Origin of the sequence: Streptomyces sp. NPDC020875, assembly GCF_040641415.1 — a bacterium.
Classification (GTDB): domain Bacteria; phylum Actinomycetota; class Actinomycetes; order Streptomycetales; family Streptomycetaceae; genus Streptomyces.
The window spans coordinates 19,213-39,839 of the sequence record NZ_JBFADP010000032.1; the positions used below are offsets into that span (position 1 = coordinate 19,213).

The window sequence follows — 20,627 nt, forward strand, 5'->3', positions numbered from 1 at the left end:
TGCCCTTCCCAGCGCCGCTCCTGAAAGGGGCCCGTCCCTGAGAAGGGGCCCTCTCTTCAGGAAGGCGGCGTGAAGGGCAACCCGGGGCGCGGGGGCCATGGCCGGAGGCGGGGGGCGGGACCGTGCGAGCAACCGCAGGGGGACCGCGACGGGCGGAGGGAGCTCCAGGGGCGCGGGGACGCGAAGGGAGTCAGCGTGTCAGTTCGAAGGCCAGGATCAGGGCCGCCGTGCCCGTGAGGGCGGAGGTCGCGGCGTTGGCCAGGGCCACCCCCGGGCGGCCCGTACCGGCCAGGCGGAAGGTCTCGTAGGAGAAGGTCGAGTACGTGGTGAGCGCGCCGCACAGGCCCGTGCCCAGCAGGGCGTACAGCTCGGTGGAGACGGCGGCGCCCGCGACCGCGCCGAGGATCGCGCAGCCGGTGACGTTGACCGTGAACGTGCCCCAGGGGAACGCCGTGGTGTGCCGGGCCTGGATCGCGCGGTCGGTCAGATAGCGCAGTGGCGCGCCCACGGCGGCGCCGATCGCCACCAGCAGCCAGGTCACGGGCCCGCCCCGCCCGGGATCGCGCGGCGGGTCAGCAGGACCGCCGCCCACACCGCGCCGAGGCAGCCGATGAGCGTCCCGGCCAGATAGCCGAAGGCCGTCAGGGGCTGTTCGCGGGCGAGCAGCTCCCGGATGTCGAGGGCGTAGGCGGAGAAGGTGGTGAATCCGCCGAGTACCCCGGTTCCGGCGAACGGGCGGATCAGCGGGTGCGGGTTCCGGCCGCCCTCGGCGACCAGGACCATCAGGACTCCGATCAGGAACGACCCCAGGAGGTTGACCGCGAGCGTCGTGAGGGGGTCGTCGGCGGGCCGGGCGCGTACCACCGCGTACCGGGCCAGGGCTCCCACCGCGCCGCCCGCCGCGACGGCCGCGACCACCAGTACGAGGTGCGCCCCGGCGGTCTCGGCGCGCTGGGCGGGCACGCGGAGGTCGACGTCAGGATCGATCGGCAGGGGTGAGGGGGTACGGGGCGGGGCCCCGGAATCCGCCGGGCCCCGAACCGGCGACCCGGACCGCCCGGGCGGCGCGGGCGACCCGGGCGATTCCGGCCGCTCGGGCGATTCCGGCGTCCCAGGCCCCCCAGGCGCCCCCCGCGGCTCAGGCGGCTCCGGCACCTCCGGCGGCTCCCGCCGCCCGGTCATCCGTAGCCCAGCGCGTGGAGCCGGTCGTCGTCGATTCCGAAGTGGTGGGCGATCTCGTGCACCACCGTGATCTCGGTCTCCTCGACGACCTCCTCCCGGCTGCCGCACATCCGCAGCGTCGGCCCCCTGTAGATCGTGATCCGGTCCGGCAGCACCCCGGCGTACCACTCGCCCCGGTCGGTGAGCGGAGTCCCCTCGTACAGTCCGAGCAGTTCGGGATCGTCGGGGGACGGCTCGTCCTCGACGAACACCGCGACGTTGTCCATCAGCCGTGTCAGCTCGGGCGGGATCCGGTCCAGCGCCTCGGCCACCAGTTCCTCGAACTCCTCGCGCGTCATCTCCAGCACCCGGCCATTGTCACGTACCCCGGCCGAAACGCGACCGGGCGCCCGGCCGCACGCCCCCGCGCACCGGGTCCGGCACCCCCGGACTCCCGCATACCGGCCGGGTCCGCCGGGCATACGGGCCCAATGACAGGCCCGTCGGAACCCCCCAGGCCACCCCGGTTCCGCGCCCTCGCGCGGCGCGTCGGAGCCCGGCTCCGTACGACCCGATCCCGTACAACCCGAAGCCGTACGGCGCGATCCCTTACGGCCCGGTTCCGGGCACCGCGTACGGCCCGGCGGCGGCCGGCGGACACCCCCGGGGAGACCCGGCTGGAGGCCGCCCCGCCCCGGCCCTGGGCGCGGGCTGCCGGGCTGGTGGCCGTGGCGCTGCTCGGGGCCTGGCTGGGGCTGCTGGTCGTGGGCAGTGTCCACACCCGGGTGGGGCCGATGGAGACCAGCATGACGCTCCGGCCCGATCTCTCCGGCGGGACCCGGATCAATGTCTCCCCGCTCGGCGCGCTGGACCTCGACTCGCACACCGCGCCGCTCCGGCTCGACGTCGATGTCGAACAGCTCGACCCGGCCCGCTCCACGGCCCTGGTGGAGCATCCGGAGCGGCTCTCGGGCCTGGGCGACGAGGTCGCGGCCGATGTCGTCGACGGCACGACCGAGCTGGCCGTACGGTCGGTGACGGCGGTCGTCGCCGGGGCCACCGCCCTCGGGCTCGCGGTCTACCGCCGGCCGCGCCGGGCGCTGGCCGCCGGGGGCCTGGCCCTCACCCTGCTGGCGGCGTCGTCGGCGACGGCCCTGGCGACCTGGAACCCCAAGTCCGTCCTCGAACCCCGCTTCTCCGGGCTGCTGACCAGCGCCCCGTCCCTGGTCGGCAACGCCCGCTCGATCGTCACCGAGTTCGACGTCTACCAGCAGGAGCTGGCCCGGCTCGTGACCAATGTGACCAAGCTGTACGACGCCACGTCGACGCTGCCCGCCTACCGGCCCGACCCGAGCGCCATCCGGGTCCTGCACGTCTCCGACCTCCATCTCAATCCGGCCGCCTGGCACATCATCGCGTCGCTCGTGGAGCAGTACCGGATCGATGTGATCGTGGATTCCGGCGACACCATGGACCACGGCAGCGGCGCCGAGAACGCCTATCTCGACCCGATCCAGGACCTGGGCGCGCCCTATGTGTGGGTCCGCGGCAACCACGACTCCCGGCTCACCCAGGCGTATCTGTCCCGGCTGCGGAACGTCACCGTGCTGGACGAGGGCCGGGCGGCGACCGTCGGCGGGCTGCGGATCGCGGGGACGGGCGATCCGCAGTTCACCCCGGACCGCACGGTGGTCCAGGGGGGCGATCCGGCCGAGCGGCTGGCGGGTATCCGGCTGGCGTCGGCGATCCGCGACCAGGCCCGGGCGGGCACCCCGGTGGACATCGCGGTGGCGCACAACCCGGTCGCCGCCCGGGAGACCGACGGCACCGTGCCGCTGGTGCTCGCCGGGCATCTGCACCGGCGGCAGGTGAAGGTGATGAAGTTCGGCACCCGGCTGAAGGTGGAGGGGTCGACCGGCGGCGGCGGGCTGCGGGCGGTCCAGAACGACAAGCCGGAGAAGGTCCGCGCCTCGGTGCTCTACCTGGACCGTTCCACCAAACGGCTGCGGGCCTGGGACGAGATCACCCTGGGCGGTCTGGGGCTGACGACGGCCGAGGTCAGCAGGGTTCTGCCGGAGGAGAACCGGCCCGGGGCGAAGCCGTCGCCCGACCCCTTCCCCAGGCCCTCCGGAGGCCCTGGTTCCCCGGCCCCGTAAACCGTTTTGGCGATACCTCCCGCCATCCCATATGCTTCTCACGTCCCCGACGCGCTGCGAAGCGCCCAGGCGGGCCCTTAGCCCTCATCGTCTAGTGGCCCAGGACGCCGCCCTTTCAAGGCGGTAGCACGGGTTCGAATCCCGTTGGGGGCACGCAACACCTGTGCGAGAATAAACCCTCGTACAGTACGCATCACCTGGTCCTGTGGAGCAGTTTGGAGTGCTCGCCACCCTGTCAAGGTGGAGGCCGCGGGTTCAAATCCCGTCAGGACCGCTACAGCTCGTGCGAAAGCTGAGAATGCTCAATCCGCACAGTTGTACGGCTGGGTAGCTCAGTTGGTACGAGCGACCGCCTGAAAAGCGGTAGGTCGCCGGTTCGATCCCGGCCCCAGCCACCTCGATCGAAGGCCCCGTCCATTGGACGGGGCCTTCGTCGTTCCTATCCCTCCCCCGGCGAGGCATCGGCGGAGGAGTCGGTACGGCGGCGGGCCCGGAGCGCCAGTACCGCACCGGCCGCCGCCACCACGCCCACCAGCAGCGCCCAGTCCGGCACGGCGGCGCCCACCTCGCCCGCCCACTGCTCGGCGGCGAAGGAGCGGTCGACGGAGACCAGGCCCGGCAGGGTCGTCGCCCCGTCGAAGACCAGGAAGAGGACGCCGAGGACGATGAAGAACGCCCCGGAGACCAGCGATGTGGTGTGCAGCCGGAACCGGCCGACGGTCAGGCCCCGGCCGCGCAACCAGCGCCGGGAGCCCAGGTCGTACCGGTCCCAGAGCAGGGCCAGGAAGAACAGCGGTACGGCCATGCCGAGGGCGTAGACCGCGAGCAGCAGCCCGCCGTAGACGGGGCTGCCGCTGAACGCGGCGACCGTCAGCACACTGCCCAGGATCGGCCCGGCGCAGAAGCCCGCGAAGCCGTAGACCAGGCCGAGCGCGTAGACCGGGGCGGCCGTGGTGGGCCGGATCCGGCCGGAGACCGCCGCCAGCCGCCGGGAGGCGAAGCCGAGTCCGAGGATCTGGGCCGCGCCCAGGGCGATGATCAGCCAGCCGCCGACGGAGACCAGCAGATCCCGGTTGCCGTAGAAGAAGCGGCTGGCGTACGACCCGGCGACGCCGAGCGGGACGAGGGTGGTGGCGAGCCCGGCGTAGAAGATGCCGGTACGGGCCAGCAGCCGGCCCGCCGAGTCGAGGGAGTAGGCGAAGAAGGCCGGGAGCAGCAGGGCGCTGCACGGGCTGATCAGGGCGAGGAGGCCGCCGAGGAAGGCGGCCAGATATCCGATCTCGGGCACGGTCAGGACTTCTTCGCGCCGGAGCCGCCCGCCGCCGCGAGGGCGCTCTCGATGGCCTCGGTGAAGGTCTCCTCGGGCTGGGCGCCCGCGATCGGGCTGCCGTTGATCAGGAAGGACGGGGTGGAGGAGACTCCGAGGCCGTACGCCTCGTCCTGGTCGCGCTTGACGGACTGCCGGGCCCCGTCGCTCTCCATGTCCCGGGCGAACCGGTCGAGGTCGGGCACCCCGGCCTCGGCGGCGAGGGCCTTCACCCGGTCGGCGGAGAAGCCCTTCTCCTTGGCGCCCTCGGCGAAGGCGGCGGAGTGGAACTCCCAGAACTTGCCCTGCTGTCCGGCCGCCCAGGCGCCGCGCGCGGCGTTCTCGGACGGCTTGCCGAAGATCGGGAAGTTCCGCCACTCGATCCGCAGATCGCCCTTCTCGACGTACTGGGCGATCAGTGCGGGCTCGGTGTCGCGGGCGAACTTGCCGCAGTAGCCGCACTGGAAGTCGGCGTACTCGATGAGGACGACGGGCGCGTCGGCGCGGCCGATGGCGAGCTTGTCCCCGGCGTCGCGGCGGGCCAGCTTCTCCAGTTCGGGGAAGGCGCCGGTCTTCTCCTCGACGACGGCGCCCGCGCCGCCGGTCTTCTCGGCGCCGGTGGTGGCGGTGCCGCCGGAGCGCACGGTGGTGGTCGTGGAGTCGTCGGGGCGGGTGGCGCTGTAGGAGGCGAGGCCGAGCAGCAGTGCGGCGGTGGCGACGCCCGCGCCGATCAGCAGCGGCTTGCGCCGGGCGGCGGCGGACGGCTTGCCGGAGGAGGGCCGGGGGGAGGGGGGCGTGGCGGGGGACGACATGGCTGAGGCTCCTGTGACGAGTGGTGCGTGACGAGTACGTACGGATCAGAACAACGGAAGGACGAACCGGGGCGAAAGCCCCGGGCGAGGGCGCGCCTTCCCGGTCTACATCCGCAGGATCGACAGCTCCTCCGGTGAGCGGGGCCCCAGCGGCGGCGGCCTGCCGGGGACGGCGGGCCCGCCCGCGACGAGATCCCGGGCGGGCTGGAGCGCCGCGCAGTGGGGGACGTACGGGACGGGCGGCGGCTCGTGTGCCGACGCCCCGCGCGGCGGGGTGGCGGGCTGCGCGTCCCGCTCGCCGCCCCCGGTGCCGCTGCCGCAGCCGGGGATCCCGGCGGGCGCGGTCGCCACGGTCCGCTCCCCCGTGTCGTGGCCGCCCGTCCCGGCCCGCAGGCCGGGGCAGAGCGCCAGCAGTACGGCGACCAGCAGCGCGAGGGCGAGCCCGGCGGCGTACGGCCGGGACGCCCCGGATGCCGCGGGCGCCGTCGGCACCGGCCCAGCGGCGGTACGCGACCGGGCTGGGGACCCGCCGACGGCCTGTCGCACCCGGGGCCCGGCAGTACGAAGCCGTACGAGGACACCGGCCCCGGGCGGCCGTACGGGAAGTGCCGCGCCCGTACGTACCCGCGGCCCGGCCGGGGCACGGGTCGGCGGGTGCGGCACGGCGGTGGTTCCCCTCGGGTCGTCCGGTCCCACCGGGCCACGGCGGGAGGGAGACGGATGATCGCTCCATACTGCACCAGATCCGAGGGGTGAAATGCGGTCGCCCTCCGTTTCCCGGGGGTGCGATGCTGGAGACCGTATGTCTACTTCCTTCGCCGACCTTCAGACGCTGCTGGCCGGGGTCTCCCTGCGGGACTCCCACCGGCTGGGCCGCCGTCTCGAAGGCGCTCGCCGCATCCGTAAGCCCGAGGCGCGGCAGGCCGTGCTGGACGAGATCGCCGCCGAGGGGGAGAAGGCCGCGGCCCGGATCGCCGCCAGGGCGGGCCGGGTCCCCGAGGTCAGCTATCCGGAGCAGCTTCCGGTCAGTCAGAAGAAGGACTCCATCCTGGAGGCGATACGGGACCACCAGGTCGTGATCGTCGCGGGTGAGACCGGCTCCGGCAAGACCACCCAGATCCCGAAGATCTGTCTGGAGCTGGGCCGGGGCGTCCGGGGCATGATCGGGCACACCCAGCCCCGCCGGATCGCGGCCCGTACCGTCGCCGAGCGGGTCGCGGACGAGCTGAACACCCCGCTCGGCGAGGCCGTCGGCTGGAAGGTCCGCTTCACCGACCAGGTCGACCAGGGCTCCACCTTCGTCAAGCTGATGACGGACGGCATCCTGCTCGCCGAGATCCAGACCGACCGCGAGCTGCGCGCCTACGACACGATCATCATCGACGAGGCGCACGAGCGGTCCCTCAATATCGACTTCCTGCTCGGCTATCTGGCCCAGCTGCTGCCGAAGCGGCCGGATCTGAAGGTGATCATCACCTCGGCCACCATCGACCCCGAGCGGTTCTCCCGGCACTTCGGCGACGCGCCGATCATCGAGGTCAGCGGGCGGACGTATCCGGTCGAGGTGCGGTACCGGCCCCTCCTCGAAGAGGACTCCACCGACAGCGACCGGGACCAGATCACCGCGATCTGCGACGCCGTCGACGAGCTGATGGGCGAGGGGAAGGGCGACATCCTCGTCTTCCTCTCCGGTGAGCGCGAGATCCGGGACACCGCCGACGCGCTCAACAAGAGACAGCACCGCTTCACGGAGGTCCTGCCGCTGTACGCCCGGCTCTCCCACGCCGAGCAGCACCGGGTCTTCCAGCCGCACACCGGGCGCAGGATCGTTCTGGCGACCAATGTCGCGGAGACGTCGCTGACCGTCCCCGGTATCAAGTACGTGATCGACCCCGGCACCGCCCGGATCTCCCGCTACAGCCACCGCACCAAGGTGCAGCGGCTGCCGATCGAGCCGGTCAGCCAGGCCAGCGCCAACCAGCGCAAGGGCCGCTGCGGCCGGACCTCCGACGGCATCTGTATCCGGCTCTACTCGGAGGACGACTTCGAGGCCAGGCCGGAGTTCACGGACGCCGAGATCCTGCGGACCAATCTGGCGTCGGTGATCCTCCAGATGACGGCCGCCGGGCTCGGCGACATCGAGAAGTTCCCCTTCATCGACCCGCCGGACCACCGCAATATCCGCGACGGCGTCCAGCTGCTCCAGGAGCTGGGAGCCTTCGACCCGGCGCAAAAAGACCCCAAAAAGAAGCTCACCCCGCTCGGCCGGAAGCTGGCCCAGCTCCCGGTCGACCCCCGGCTCGCCCGGATGGTGCTGGAAGCCGACAAGAACGGCTGTGTCCGCGAGGTGATGGTGATCGCCGCCGCGCTCTCCATCCAGGACCCCCGGGAGCGGCCCGCCGAGAAGCAGACCCAGGCCGATCAGCAGCACGCCCGGTTCAAGGACGAGACCTCCGACTTCCTGGCCTTCCTCAACCTCTGGCGGTACGTCCGCGAACAGCAGCGGGAACGCGGCTCGTCCAGCTTCCGCCGGATGTGCAAGCAGGAGTATCTGAACTTCCTGCGGATCCGCGAATGGCAGGACATCTACGCCCAGCTGCGGTCGGTCGCCAAGTCGATGGGCATCCACGTCAACGAGGACGACGGACCGGAGTCCGGGGTCCATGTGTCCTTGCTGGCGGGGTTGCTGTCGCATATCGGTCTCCGGGACACCGACGCCAAGAACGAGTTCCTGGGGGCGCGGGGCGCCAAGTTCGCCGTCTTCCCGGGCTCCGCGCTCTTCAAGAAGCCGCCCCGGCTGGTGATGTCCGCCGAACTGGTGGAGACCTCCAGGCTCTGGGCCCGGGTCAACGCGAAGATCGAGCCCGAGTGGGTCGAGCCGCTGGCCCAGCACCTCCTCAAGCGGACCTACTCCGAGCCGCACTGGGAGAAGGACCAGGCCGCGGTGATGGCGTACGAGAAGGTCACGCTCTACGGCGTACCGATCGTCGCCCAGCGGAAGGTCAACTACGGCCGGATCGACCCCGAGACCTCCCGGGATCTTTTCATTCGCAACGCCCTGGTCGAGGGCGACTGGCGGACCCACCACAAGTTCTTCGCCGACAACCGGCGGCTCCTCACCGAGGTCGAGGAGCTGGAGCACCGGGCCCGCCGCCGGGACATCCTGGTCGACGACGAGACCCTCTTCGACTTCTACGACCAGCGGGTCCCGGCGCATGTCGTCTCCGGCGCGCACTTCGACTCCTGGTGGAAGCAGAAGCGCCGGGACGAGCCCGAGCTGCTCGACTTCGAGCGCGAGATGCTCATCAACGAGAAGGCCGGCGCGGTCACCAAGGACGACTATCCGGACTCCTGGCGGCAGGGGCGGCTGAAGTTCCGGGTGACGTACCAGTTCGAACCGGGCGCCGACGCGGACGGCGTCACCGTCCACATCCCGGTCCAGGTGCTGAACCAGGTCACCGACGAGGGCTTCGACTGGCAGATCCCCGGACTCCGCGCGGAGGTCGTCACCGAGCTGATCCGCTCCCTCCCCAAGCCGATCCGCCGCCACTACGTCCCCGCCCCCGACTACGCCCGCAGGTTCCTGGAGCGGGCGGTACCCCTCCAGGAGCCGCTGACGGCGACCCTGGCCCGGGAGCTGAAGCGGATGGTCGGCGTCCCGGTCGATCCCGCCGACTTCGATCTGGCGAGGATCCCCGACCATCTCAAGATCACCTTCCGGATCGTCGACGAGCGGCGCCGGAAGCTGGCCGAGGCGAAGGAGCTGGAACCCCTCCGGCTCCAGCTCCGCCCCAAGGCCCGCAAGGCCCTCTCGGAGGCCGCCGCGGGGGCCGCCGGGCCCTCGGGCGAGTCCATCGAGCGCACGGGCCTCACGGACTGGACCATCGGCACGCTGACCAAGGTCTTCGAGACCCGCCGGGCCGGACAGCCGGTGAAGGCGTACCCGGCGCTGGTCGACGACGGCACCGAGGCCGGGACCGTCTCCGTACGCCTCTTCGACACCGAGGCCGAGCAGCGGGCCGCGATGCGGCGGGGCACCCGCAGGCTGATCCTGCGCAACATCCCGGTGAACCCGGCCAAGTTCGCCTCCGACAAGCTGAGCAACCAGCAGAAGCTGGCGCTCTCCGGCAACCCCCACGGCTCCAACCAGGCCCTCTTCGAGGACTGCGCGACCGCCGCCGCCGACAAGCTGATCGCCGACCACGGCGGGCCCGCCTGGGACGAGGAGTCGTACCGGAAGCTGTACGACGCCGTACGCGCCGACCTGGTCGACGTCACCGTCCGCACCGTGGGGCAGGTCCAGCAGGTCCTGGCCGCCTGGCAGGCGTGCGAACGGCGGCTCAAGGCCACCACGAGCCCGGCGCTGCTGCCCAACGCGGCCGATGTCCGCGCCCAGCTCGACGCGCTGATGCCCGCCGGGTTCGTCACCCTCACCGGACTCGCCAGGCTGCCCGACCTGATGCGCTACCTGGTCGCGGCGGACCGGCGGCTGACCCAGATGCCGGCCGCCGTCCAGCGGGACACCGCGCGGATGGAGAAGGTCCACGACATGCGGGACGAGTACGCCTGGCTGCTGGAACAGCTCCCGCGGGGGCGGCCCGTACCGAAAGACGTCACGGCGATCCGCTGGATGATCGAGGAGCTGCGGGTCAGCTACTTCGCCCACGCGCTGGGGACGGCGTACCCCGTCTCCGACAAGCGGATCGTGAAGGCCGTGGACGCGGCGGCGGCGGCGTACGGGGCCGGGGCCCGCTGAGCCCCTCCGGGGCGGGCTCCAGGGCCCGTCCCGGGCCCGGACATCCGTGACGGCGTCGTCACGCAAAGCGAGTTCGACCGGAGCGGCGGTGCTGCTGTATTGTCCTTCTCGCAGCCCAGCGCAGGAATCGGGCCGCGAAATCTGGTCCTGTGGAGCAGTTTGGAGTGCTCGCCACCCTGTCAAGGTGGAGGCCGCGGGTTCAAATCCCGTCAGGACCGCGTTGCTTTACCGCAAGGGCCCGCGCCACTCAAGGCGCGGGCCCTTCGCCGTTCCCGAAGCCGCGAAACTTCCCCCACCGTCGCGGCCCGCGCCGCCGTCGTGGCTCGTCGCGCAGTTCCGCCCCCTATGCCTCCGGCAATGGGGGGACCCCCAGCGCCACCTGGGTCGCCCTTCTCACCGCCCTCACGGAGAGACGCTCCCTTCTCAGGAGCGGCGCCCGGAGAGAGCGTTTAGGGGCTCGGGGAACTGCGAGACCAGCCACATGCGGGCCGCGGACCGCGAACAACACCAGGCCGCCGGGCGGGCCCGGGTAAACGGGCGGGCCGTATCAGGCGACGCGGCGCGACCCGGGGAGTCACAGGCGGGCCGCATTACAGCGACGCGCCGCGGCCCGGGGAGTGAACCGCCTCCCGGAGACGGGACCTTCGGCCCGGACGTGCGGGACCTCCGCGCCGTGACGGGGGCCTCGGGCAATGACACGCTCGACGTTGGCAAGGGTTGCAGCATGTGACGGGTGTCACCGTATAGGTTTTGCGCAGGCGGGTTTTTAGGCACCACTTACAACCGACCAATTTAATATGTGCCATTGCACTCCCCCGATAAGTCCCCCTCCCCGGGCATATGAAAATCGCGCTGGACTCGAAGGAGTCCAGCGCGATCGACGACCGGCGTCCCGTTGGGGCGGGGCGCCCGTCAATGGAGCTCAAGGGTGGGCTCACCAGGATGGGGGTCCCGGAAACGCCCGGATCCGGAAGGGTCGCGGCTTTGGGCCGGCCCCGCCGGGACGAGACTTACGCCTCGCTGCGCTGCTGCGGAATGCCCGCCAGCAGGGCGCGTACCTCTGCCTCGCGGTACCGGCGGTGTCCACCGAGCGTACGGATGGACGTGAGCTTGCCTGCCTTCGCCCAGCGGGTGACCGTCTTCGGGTCCACGCGGAACATCGTGGCGACCTCAGCCGGGGTCAACAGCGGCTCGGCGTCAGGGGTGCGAGCGGTCATGAGCGGCCTCCTCGGGAGAACCGAACCTTCTCGGTTCTTTCCTCTAAATTCTGCACCTTGACCCGCGTTGCCCGAAATGGCGGATGCGGGTTGAGTCGGTTATAGGACGAACGGCTTGTCCTCGGCACTACAACTACACCATCTGTCCAGCCGCCACGGCCAAACCGTTGGAATTGCCCTCCGAGGTGTTCATCAGTGGCGGAACGCCGATGGACCATGCCATAGCGGACAGTTACACCACGGTGACAACCAGTCACAGAGCGATCAGGAGCCATCAGACCCCCCATAGAGCACAATGCCGAGCGTTCCGCCCTTACTTGGACGGAAGGAACCCTCCCCGGACTCCTTGTCCTATTTTGACACGAGGGTAGGCGTTGGGCGCAAGGGCCCTGTTAGTGCCGTCCATCACGCTTGAGGCAAAGGCCCGGATCGGGACCTAGGGCCCATGACGGTCCGCGACCGGCCCGTTCACCACCACGCCCCCACCGGTCCCACGACTCTCACCCGCCCCAGCGGTGCCGCCAACTGTGCCAGGAACGCCGTACAGCGGTTCAGTTCGCGAACTGAAGACCCCTCACCGCCCGCCAGCGGTCGACCAGCCGGCCGTACGCGACCCGGGCCCCCTCGCCGTCACCGGCCTTCAGGGCGGCGATCCCGGCCGCCACGTCCGCGGCGGAGTGGTCGTCCGCGAGCGCCGGTCCGGCGAGCGCGTGGGCCAGGCCGCCGTAGTCGAGTTCGACCAGGGACCGCGGATGGAATTCCTCCAGCCACTTCCCTACATCTACCAAACCCGCCGTGAGCCGTCCGGCGTCCTGGGAGTCGCGGAGGGTCCGCAGCGCGCGGGCGACCCGCCGCCGGGCCTGCGCCATCGGCGTCCGGTAGGTCAGCGCCGGGCAGCACTTGCCGACGCCGACGCCGTCACCACCGAGGCCGTCACCGGCGCCGCCGCCGTCTCCGGGGTCGTACCGCCGCTCGTCGTCGTCGAAGAGCGTGAACCAGCGGACCGGGACCTGCCAGACGGCGGTCCTGATCCACGGCCGGGCGTCCGGGTTCCGTTCCCGCCAGCGCTCCCAGTCGGCCGCGGCCTGGGCCCGGACCACCGGCGGCACGGCCGCGTCGAGCAGCGCCTCCGGAAACCGGTCGGGCGCCTCGGCCAGCGCCAGCCAGCCGCGCAGCCGGGTCCGCCAGGGGCAGATCAGCACCACCCCGTCGACCTCGGCGACGAACGCGTCCCCGCTTTCGTGCACCGGCACCGGAACGGGCGGTACGGGCGTCAAATCGGCGAGCGAGCGCAGAAGTTCGTCCTGAGCCGTCGGAGGCTCCCCACGGGCCGCGTAACGCGCCCAATGGCCCCGTTCCGGCTCGGAGAAGGCGGCCAGGGGCTCGTACACCCGCAGATAGGACGCGTAGGGAACGATCACCGAGGACACCGCAGGCATACCGGAAATACTTCCACGCCGAGGCCGTCCGCACCCCTCGACGGAGTGATCCGCGGCACGGCTGCGGGGCTACGCGTGCGTAGGACTTACGCTCGTGCCGTCTGGGGGTTTCCCCCACCCCGGGAAATCCACCCGCCGCTTCGTCTACTGGGAGTCACCACCGTGACCGACATGACCGGCGTCTCCGCCTCCGTACTCCACACCCTGTTCCGATCGGATCAGGGGGGACACGAGCAGGTGGCCCTCTGCCAGGACCGTGCCTCCGGCCTCAGGGCCGTGATCGCCATCCACTCCACCGCCCTCGGCCCGGCCCTGGGCGGTACCCGGTTTCACCCGTACGCCTCCGAGGAGGAGGCCCTCGCCGACGCGCTGAACCTGGCGCGCGGGATGTCGTACAAGAACGCCATGGCCGGGCTCGGCCACGGCGGCGGCAAGGCCGTGATCATCGGGGATCCCGAGACGCTGAAGTCGGAGGAGCTGCTGCTGGCCTACGGCCGGTTCGTGGACTCCCTCGGCGGGCGTTACGTGACCGCCTGCGACGTCGGGACGTACGTCGCCGATATGGACGTGGTCGCCCGGGCCACCCGCTGGGCCACCGGCCGCTCCCCGGAGCACGGCGGCGCCGGCGACTCCTCGGTGCTCACCGCGTACGGCGTCTACCAGGGCATGCGGGCCAGCGCCGCGCATCTCTGGGGCGACCCGGGGCTCGGCGGCCGTACGGTCGGCATCGCGGGGGTCGGGAAGGTCGGCCATCACCTGGTGAAACACCTGGTGGACGAGGGCGCGCGGGTGATCGTGACCGATGTCAGGGCGGAGTCCGTACGCCGGGTCCTCGACCGGCACCCCTCGGTCACGGCGGTACCGGACACGGCGGCCCTGATCAGGACCGAAGGGCTGGACGTCTACGCGCCCTGCGCGCTCGGCGGCGCGCTCGACGACGACTCGGTACCGGTCCTGACGGCGACCGTGGTCTGCGGCGCGGCCAACAACCAGCTGGCCCACCCGGGGGTGGAGAAGGACCTCGCCGACCGGGGCATCCTCTACGCGCCCGATTACGTGGTGAACGCGGGCGGGGTGATCCAGGTCGCCGACGAGCTGCACGGCTTCGACTTCGACCGGTGCAAGGCGAAGGCCGCCCGGATCTACGACACCACGTTGGAGATCTTCGCACACGCAAATTCCGAGGGTGTTCCCCCGGCTGTGGCGGCGGACCGGATCGCCGAGCGCAGGATGGCCGAAGCGCGCCCTGTCGGACGCGGCTGACCGACGGGTGCCCGGCACGGTCCCCCGTTCGGGAGGGTCCCGGGATGACGAGACTCACCCCGGACGGGCGGGCCGACCGCCGAGAAGAGGTTAATATCGCAGATGACCAGCGAGGACGGGGCTCCTCGCGGGTCCTGTGACGTGGCACGTCATGCGGGCGGCGTACCGCATGGCCGCGGAAGCAGGTACCGTTGAAGCCCTACGGGCCGGTCTCTCCACGGGGAGTCCGTTCCGACTCATGAACGCGTGTCAAGACTCTGGGGCCGTCGAGCCCCGTCACCGAGGGGGTCGAGCCATGGGGCGCGGCCGGGCCAAGGCCAAGCAGACAAAGGTCGCCCGCCAGCTGAAGTACAACAGCGGCGGCACCGACCTGACACGACTGGCCAACGAGCTGGGCGCATCTTCTTCAAGCCAGCCGCCGAACGCGGAGCCGTTCGAGGACGACGACGAGGAAGACGACCCGTACGCACAGTACGCGGAGATGTACAACGACGACGAGGACGAGGACGACGAGTCCGGTCCCGCGTCGCAGCATCGCCGCGGCGCTTGACGCCGCATCGACGAACACCGACCCGGTCCGGGGGCGACAGCCCCGGGGCCGGGTTCCGTGCTGTCGGCGCTGCCTACTCCGGCCGCTCCGATCACCTCGGTGATCGTCCGGTAGCCGGTGACCATCAGGTTGTCGGTGATCGTCCGGCGGGGTGCCGGGGCGCGGCGGACGGTCGCGCGTGCCCGGGTGCGGGACCCGGACCCGGGGGCGTACGAAATGCCGTACGCGCCCCTCACCGGTCCCGCCGCCCGGACCACGGTCCGTCGCACCGCCGTGCCGTCCCGTCCGTCAGACCGCGTAGTCGCCGACGAGGGCCGCGCCCGTGGTGTGGTCGCCCCGGTCGGTGATCTCACCGGCCACCCAGGCTTCGACATCGCGGTCGGCGAGAACGGTCAGGGCGGTGTCGGCGGACTCCCGGGGCACCACGGCGATCATGCCGACACCCATGTTCAGGGTCCGCTCCAGCTCCTCGCGCTCCACCCGGCCCGCCCGGCCGACCAGGTCGAAGACCGGGCCCGGGGTCCAGGTGGAACGGTCCACGACGGCGTGCAGCCCGTCGGGGACGACCCGGGCCAGGTTGTTGGCGAGCCCGCCGCCGGTGATGTGGCTGAAGGCATGGACCTCGGTGGTCCCGGTCAGCGCCAGACAGTCGAGGGAGTAGATCCGGGTGGGCTCCAGCAGCTCCTCGCCGAGGGTCCGGCCCAGCTCCTCGACCCGCCCCTCCAGCGCCATGCCCGCCCGGTCCAGCAGCACATGGCGGACCAGCGAGTACCCGTTGGAGTGAAGGCCGGAGGAGGCCATGGCGATCACCACGTCCCCCGTACGGATACGATCCGCGCCCAGCAGCCGGTCGGCCTCCACGACACCGGTACCGGCGCCCGCGACGTCGAAGTCGTCCTCGCCCAGCAGCCCGGGGTGCTCGGCGGTCTCGCCGCCGACCAGGGCGCAGCCCGCGAGGACACAACCCTCGGCGATGCCCTTGACGATGGCGGCGACCCGCTCGGGGTGGACCTTGCCGACACAGATGTAGTCGGTCATGAAGAGCGGCTCCGCGCCGCAGACCACGATGTCGTCGACGACCATGCCGACCAGGTCGTGGCCGATGGTGTCGTAGACGCCGAGCCGCCGGGCCAGGTCGACCTTGGTGCCGACGCCGTCGGTCGCGGAGGCCAGCAGGGGGCGCTCGTACCGCTTGAGGGCGGAGACGTCGAAGAGGCCGGCGAAGCCGCCGATACCGCCGAGGACCTCGGGGCGGCGGGTCTTGCGCACCCACTCCTTCATCAGCTCGACGGCGCGGTCGCCCGCCTCGATGTCGACGCCCGCGGCCGCGTAGCTGGCACCGGCGGGCTCGGGGGACCCGGTGGTCGCAGGGGACTCAGTGGTCATGACAGGGGGCTTTCTTGTCGTCAGGGGACGGCACGGCGGACACCGGCGTCACGTTCGGCTCGGGCGGCGCCTTCGGCACCGGTGGAGTCACCGGCGCCGGGGGCCGCGTCCTCACCGGCGGTACGCGCGGCGGCCCGGAGGTCACGGTCGGCGCAGCGCGTCGGCGGCGTCGGCGCCGCCCGCCAGCTCGGTTTCGAGGAGTTGCTTGCCCAGCAGCTCGGGGTCGGGCAGCTCCATCGGGTACTCGCCGTCGAAGCAGGCCCGGCAGAGGTTCGGCTTGGCGATCGTGGTGGCCTCGATCATGCCGTCGATGGAGATGTACGAGAGGGAGTCGGCGCCGAGCGACGTACCGATCTCCTCGATCGTCATCCCGTTGGCGATCAGCTCCGCGCGGGTGGCGAAGTCGATGCCGAAGAAGCAGGGCCACTTCACCGGGGGCGACGAGATCCGGACATGGACCTCGGCGGCACCGGCCTCGCGGAGCATCTTGACGAGGGCGCGCTGGGTGTTGCCGCGGACGATGGAGTCGTCCACCACGACCAGGCGCTTGCCCCGGATGACCTCGCGCAGCGGATTGAGCTTGAGCCGGATGCCGAGCTGGCGGATGGTCTGGGACGGCTGGATGAAGGTCCGGCCGACATAGGCGTTCTTGACGAGCCCGGAGCCGTACGGAATCCCGCTGGCCTCGGCGTATCCGATGGCGGCCGGGGTGCCGGACTCCGGGGTCGCTATGACGAGATCGGCTTCCGCGGGGGCCTCGGCCGCCAGTTTCCGGCCCATCTCGACCCGGGAGAGATAGACGCTACGCCCGGCGATATCGGTATCGGGGCGGGCCAGATAGACATACTCGAAGACACAGCCCTTAGGCTTCGCATCCGCGAATCGAGAGGTGCGGATCCCGTTCTCGTCGATGGCGATCAGCTCACCGGGCTCGATCTCCCGGACGAAGCTCGCGCCGCAGATGTCGAGGGCGGCGGACTCGCTGGCCACCACCCAGCCCCGGTCGAGACGGCCGAGGACCAGCGGGCGGATGCCCTGCGGGTCACGGGCGGCGTAGAGCGTCGACTCGTCCATGAAGACGAGCGAGAAAGCGCCCATGACCTGCGGCAGGATCCGGGCGGCGGCCTGCTCGATCGAAAGCGGCTTGCCGTCGTCGTCGGCCTGCCCGGCGAGCAGGGCCGTCACCAGATCGGTGTCGTTGGTCGCCGCGACCTGGGTGGCACGGCCGTCCTGGCGGGGCAGCTCGGCGACGAGCCGGGCCAATTCGGCGGTATTGACCAGATTGCCGTTGTGGCCGAGGGCGATGGAGCCGTTGGCCGTGGCGCGGAAAGTGGGCTGGGCGTTCTCCCAGACGGAGGCGCCGGTGGTCGAATAGCGGGCGTGTCCGACGGCGATATGTCCCTTGAGGGAGCCGAGGGACGTCTCGTCGAAGACCTGGGAGACCAGGCCCATGTCCTTGAAGACGAGGATCTGTGAGCCGTTGCTGACCGCGATACCCGCGGATTCCTGGCCTCGATGCTGGAGGGCGTAGAGCCCGAAGTAAGTGAGCTTTGCGACCTCTTCTCCCGGGGCCCAGACCCCGAAGACGCCGCAAGCGTCCTGGGGGCCCTTCTCGCCGGGGAGCAGATCGTGATTGAGTCGACCGTCACCACGTGGCACGCCACCGAGTGTAGGCGAGATCGACCACTGGTCCGAATTGGCGGACATCACGATTAACGCAGATCACACGGAGCGCGCGGCGGAACGGGCCCGGAATCGCCCGCGGGACCCGCCCGCAGGCGGGGTACGGAACCGGGCCCGCGGGCCCGTCCCGATCAGTGCGCGGTGGCCCGGACAGTCGTACCGTTCCGCCCGGTCAGGGTCAGGTCGTGGCCGTCGACGGCGAAGGTCACCCGCTGGTCCAGCACCTGCGAAAGACGCTTCTCCAGCTCGCCCTTCGGCCCGTCGCAGAGCATCTTGGTACTCACCAGCGGCCCCAGGGCGATGGTCTCGCCGGTGACCTTCGCGGTCGCGGTGAACCGGTTGCAGCCGAGGCTCCCGGCGAGCGCGCCCCGCTCACCGGGGGTGAGGGTGAAACGGGCGCTCTGTTCGGCCCCCTTCGGGAGCCCGCCCGTGACGTCCGTCACCTTCCACTCCGTACCGGCGAGCGGCACCGGCGACGGATCGGCGCTCACCCGCCCACCGGGGGCGGCGCCCTTCTTCTCGTCGGATTTCCCCGACGCGTCCTCGTCGCCGCACGCGGCGGCGGTGAGCAGGACGACGAGGGTCAGGGCGGTCGTGAGGGTACGCGGCAGCCTTCGCATGCGGCTCTGACGCGAGCCCCTCCATTCCGGTTCCCGCGCCCCGGGAAGCCGGGCGCCCCGCTCCTCCGGAGCCCCGGGACCCCGGGTGCCTCGGCCCTCCGGGTGAGGCTCACTACCCGGTCCGCGTCCGGCGGCCTGATGTTGTCGGCGGTCCGCACCGCCGTCGTGGCTTGTCTCGCAGTTCCCCGAGCCCCTAAAAGCTCTCCCCAGCGCCGCTCCTGAGAAGGGGCCGTCTCCCTACGAGAGCGGTGAGAAGGGCAACCAGGGGCGCGGGGAACTGCGCGAACAGCCACGACGGTGGTGCGGACCGCGAACAACATCAGGCCGCCGGGCGAGACCCGGGTAGTGAGCCTTACCCGGAGGGCTGCGGCGCTGAGGCCCCGCCGCTGAAGGCATAGGGGCTCGGGGAACTGCGAGACAAGCCACAGGCGGGCTGCGGGCCGCGAACGACATCAGGGCGCAGGGCGCGGGCCCGCCCCGGGGCATGGGGCGTCAGGGGAGGAGGGGGAGGAGCGCGGAGAGGTCCGCGCGGTCGCCGCTCGCGGAGAGCTTCGCGGAGTGGAGCGCGTCCGGCCAGGTGAGGCGGCCCGTGGCCAGGCGGAGCCAGCTCAGGGGGTCCGTCTCGACCACGTTGGGCGGGGTGCCCCGGGTGTGGCGGGGGCCCTCGACGCACTGGACGACCGCGTACGGCGGGATCCGCAGCTCCACCGAGCCGCCGGGCGCCTCGGTCGCGAGGGCGTCGGCGAGGAGCCGGGTGGTGGTGGCGAGCGCCTCACGGTCGAGTGGGACGGTGATCCCGGCCGGTTCCAGCGCCTCGTTGAGCTCGTCGGTGTGGACGGTGAGTGCCACGATCCGGGTGACCAGGTAGTCCGGGAAGCGCATGGGCCCGGCCTCGGTGCCGACCCGGCGGGTGTCGGGCGTACCGGTGACGGCCTCGGCGACGGCCTCGTACGTGTCCTGGAGCGGGTCGCCGCCCTCGGCGGCGGCGCGGGCGGCGGCGTACGGCCAGCGCTCCAGGGCGATGAGGTCGTCACCGGGCGCGGGTTCGGGTGCCTCGGTGGCGACGACGATGTCCCCGGCCGCGCGGTGGAGCCGGGCGAGCGGCTCCCGTACGGTCCGGTCGGCGAGCTGTTCGGGCGTGAGCCGGGCGACGGCCGTGCGCACGGTGCCGTACTGCGTGACGACGGCCCGCCTGAGCTTGGCGGAGTCGTAACGGCGGGCGCGCTTCTTGGCCGGGGGCATGGGGTCGAGGTTAGAGGGTGTCGGAGGCCGGAGCGGGCGCGATGTCGCCATCGGCGTCGGGCGCGGCGCCGGGCTCCGGCTCCGGGGCGGTGAAGGCCCGGCCGTTGGCGGGCAGCTCCATCCCCCGCCAGCGGAACGGTACGCCACGGGCCAGTATCGGATCGGGCCGGTCCATGAGCTGGAAGTGGACATGGGGTTCGGTGGAGTTGCCGGAGTTGCCGCAGCGGCCGATGGTCTGCCCGGCGGTTACCTTGTCGCCCTCCTTCACGGTCAGGGAGCCACGCATCACATGGGCGTAGAGCGCGTAGTTGCCGTCTCCGAGGTCGAGCACCACATGGTTGCCGATCACGAGCCAGGGGCTGATCAGGGAGCGGGCGAGGCCCTCGACCACCAGCAGGTAGATCACCATCAGCGGGGAGCTGCGGCTGAGGTGGTCGCGCTGGCCGTCGCGGGCCCGGACGACGGTCGCGTCGGCGGTCGCCAGCAGGGGCACCCCGTAGGCGGGGTAGGCGGAGCTGCGCCGGACCAGGGGCCAGAGCCAGCTGAAGCCGGGGTTCCGGCCCGCGACCGGCTCGGCGACGATGTCGATGGCGTACGTCTGCGCGTACTCGTGGGTGCCGTGACTGGGGGTCTTGTCGACGGGGCTGTTGTGCGCCACCCAGCGGCCGGTGACCGGGACGCCGACCTCGACGGGCTCCGGCGGCTCGGTGGTTCGGTACTCGACGGCCGCCCTGTGGCCCCGGTAGGCGACGAGGCCGACACTGACGAAGCCCGGGACGACGACGGTGGTCCAGCCGCCGGGCAGCCGTACCGGCAGGAAGAGATCCCAGACGAGCAGAGTGCAGAAGAGCAGGAATCCGGCCGCGGAGACCTCGGACAGCAGCCGGTTCACGAGGTCGCGTCGGCGCCGGGCCGGGGCGGAAGAGGCGGTGCCGGGCGGTGTGGTCGGTACGGGCATGGGCTCCCCCGGTGGTGAGGGTCCGTCGGACGACGGACGGTCGAAGCCGGACGGTCAGAGTCGGACGGCCGAAGGCGG

The 20,627-nt window shown here is 71.7% G+C and carries 17 protein-coding genes and 4 tRNA genes; 8 read left to right on the forward strand and 13 right to left on the reverse strand.

The window, feature by feature from the left end:
• Positions 1-190: 190 nt before the first annotated feature.
• From crcB to AB0G74_RS19620, 3 genes are all read right to left on the reverse strand, one after another.
• Positions 191-541, reverse strand: a complete 351-nt coding sequence (gene crcB, locus AB0G74_RS19610) for a fluoride efflux transporter CrcB (RefSeq protein WP_361147860.1) — start codon at positions 539-541, stop codon at positions 191-193.
• The gene (locus AB0G74_RS19615) at positions 538-963 is read right to left on the reverse strand and encodes a CrcB family protein (protein ID WP_361147862.1); all 426 of its coding nucleotides are present in this window, start codon (positions 961-963) and stop codon (positions 538-540) included. The genes crcB and AB0G74_RS19615 overlap by 4 nt, the downstream gene beginning before the upstream one ends.
• Before the next feature lie 215 nt (positions 964-1,178).
• Positions 1,179-1,529, reverse strand: a complete 351-nt coding sequence (locus AB0G74_RS19620) for a metallopeptidase family protein (protein WP_361147864.1) — start codon at positions 1,527-1,529, stop codon at positions 1,179-1,181.
• Between the two features lie 123 nt (positions 1,530-1,652).
• On the opposite strand from AB0G74_RS19620, the gene AB0G74_RS19625 reads away from it, so the two are divergent.
• From AB0G74_RS19625 to AB0G74_RS19640, 4 genes are all read left to right on the forward strand, one after another.
• On the forward strand, positions 1,653-3,317 hold the full coding sequence (locus AB0G74_RS19625; RefSeq protein WP_361147866.1) for a metallophosphoesterase: 1,665 nt from the start codon (positions 1,653-1,655) through the stop codon (positions 3,315-3,317).
• 80 nt (positions 3,318-3,397) lie between these two features.
• Positions 3,398-3,470: transfer RNA gene (locus AB0G74_RS19630), tRNA-Glu, on the forward strand.
• A 46-nt stretch (positions 3,471-3,516) separates the two neighbouring features.
• Positions 3,517-3,591 (forward strand) — tRNA-Asp (locus AB0G74_RS19635).
• 47 nt (positions 3,592-3,638) lie between these two features.
• A tRNA-Phe gene (locus AB0G74_RS19640) sits at positions 3,639-3,712 on the forward strand.
• A 44-nt stretch (positions 3,713-3,756) separates the two neighbouring features.
• On the opposite strand, the gene AB0G74_RS19645 is transcribed toward AB0G74_RS19640, so the two are convergent.
• The 3 genes from AB0G74_RS19645 to AB0G74_RS19655 form a co-directional block, all read right to left on the reverse strand.
• Positions 3,757-4,605 (reverse strand): cytochrome c biogenesis CcdA family protein, encoded by an 849-nt coding sequence (locus AB0G74_RS19645; protein ID WP_361147868.1) that lies wholly within the window; start codon positions 4,603-4,605, stop codon positions 3,757-3,759.
• Positions 4,606-4,607: 2 nt separating this feature from the next.
• Positions 4,608-5,435, reverse strand: a complete 828-nt coding sequence (locus tag AB0G74_RS19650) for a thioredoxin domain-containing protein (protein ID WP_361147870.1) — start codon at positions 5,433-5,435, stop codon at positions 4,608-4,610.
• 105 nt (positions 5,436-5,540) lie between these two features.
• Positions 5,541-5,927: a hypothetical protein gene (locus tag AB0G74_RS19655; RefSeq protein WP_361147873.1), complete on the reverse strand. Its 387-nt coding sequence runs from the start codon at positions 5,925-5,927 to the stop codon at positions 5,541-5,543.
• Between the two features lie 310 nt (positions 5,928-6,237).
• On the opposite strand from AB0G74_RS19655, the gene hrpA reads away from it, so the two are divergent.
• Together hrpA and AB0G74_RS19665 are read left to right on the forward strand one after the other, a co-directional pair.
• Complete coding sequence (gene hrpA / locus AB0G74_RS19660; RefSeq protein WP_361147875.1) at positions 6,238-10,191, forward strand: ATP-dependent RNA helicase HrpA; 3,954 nt, start codon at positions 6,238-6,240, stop codon at positions 10,189-10,191.
• Positions 10,192-10,334: 143 nt separating this feature from the next.
• Positions 10,335-10,409, forward strand: a tRNA-Asp gene (locus tag AB0G74_RS19665).
• 792 nt (positions 10,410-11,201) lie between these two features.
• Here the strand turns inward: AB0G74_RS19665 and bldC are convergent.
• Together bldC and AB0G74_RS19675 are read right to left on the reverse strand one after the other, a co-directional pair.
• Entirely contained in the window at positions 11,202-11,408 is a 207-nt protein-coding gene (gene bldC / locus AB0G74_RS19670; RefSeq protein WP_003949541.1) for a developmental transcriptional regulator BldC, read from the reverse strand.
• 551 nt (positions 11,409-11,959) lie between these two features.
• On the reverse strand, positions 11,960-12,847 hold the full coding sequence (locus tag AB0G74_RS19675; protein ID WP_361147877.1) for a hypothetical protein: 888 nt from the start codon (positions 12,845-12,847) through the stop codon (positions 11,960-11,962).
• A gap of 171 nt (positions 12,848-13,018) precedes the next feature.
• Here AB0G74_RS19675 and AB0G74_RS19680 point away from each other — a divergent pair, with 171 nt between their 5' ends.
• Entirely contained in the window at positions 13,019-14,110 is a 1,092-nt protein-coding gene (locus AB0G74_RS19680; protein ID WP_361147976.1) for a Glu/Leu/Phe/Val dehydrogenase dimerization domain-containing protein, read from the forward strand.
• A 295-nt stretch (positions 14,111-14,405) separates the two neighbouring features.
• Complete coding sequence (locus tag AB0G74_RS19685; protein ID WP_361147880.1) at positions 14,406-14,660, forward strand: DUF3073 domain-containing protein; 255 nt, start codon at positions 14,406-14,408, stop codon at positions 14,658-14,660.
• Between the two features lie 288 nt (positions 14,661-14,948).
• Here AB0G74_RS19685 and purM read toward each other — a convergent pair whose 3' ends face one another.
• The 5 genes from purM to AB0G74_RS19710 form a co-directional block, all read right to left on the reverse strand.
• Positions 14,949-16,046 (reverse strand): phosphoribosylformylglycinamidine cyclo-ligase, encoded by a 1,098-nt coding sequence (gene purM, locus AB0G74_RS19690; RefSeq protein ID WP_361147882.1) that lies wholly within the window; start codon positions 16,044-16,046, stop codon positions 14,949-14,951.
• 141 nt (positions 16,047-16,187) lie between these two features.
• Positions 16,188-17,705 carry an amidophosphoribosyltransferase gene (gene purF, locus AB0G74_RS19695; protein ID WP_361147885.1) on the reverse strand — a complete coding sequence of 506 codons (1,518 nt, stop codon included), beginning with the start codon at positions 17,703-17,705 and terminating at the stop codon, positions 16,188-16,190.
• A 155-nt stretch (positions 17,706-17,860) separates the two neighbouring features.
• Complete coding sequence (locus AB0G74_RS19700; protein ID WP_361147887.1) at positions 17,861-18,349, reverse strand: META domain-containing protein; 489 nt, start codon at positions 18,347-18,349, stop codon at positions 17,861-17,863.
• Positions 18,350-18,841: 492 nt separating this feature from the next.
• Positions 18,842-19,591: a sterol carrier family protein gene (locus AB0G74_RS19705; RefSeq protein WP_361147889.1), complete on the reverse strand. Its 750-nt coding sequence runs from the start codon at positions 19,589-19,591 to the stop codon at positions 18,842-18,844.
• Between the two features lie 10 nt (positions 19,592-19,601).
• Positions 19,602-20,549, reverse strand: coding sequence for a M23 family metallopeptidase (locus tag AB0G74_RS19710; RefSeq protein ID WP_361147891.1), 948 nt, complete (start codon positions 20,547-20,549; stop codon positions 19,602-19,604).
• Positions 20,550-20,627: the final 78 nt, after the last annotated feature.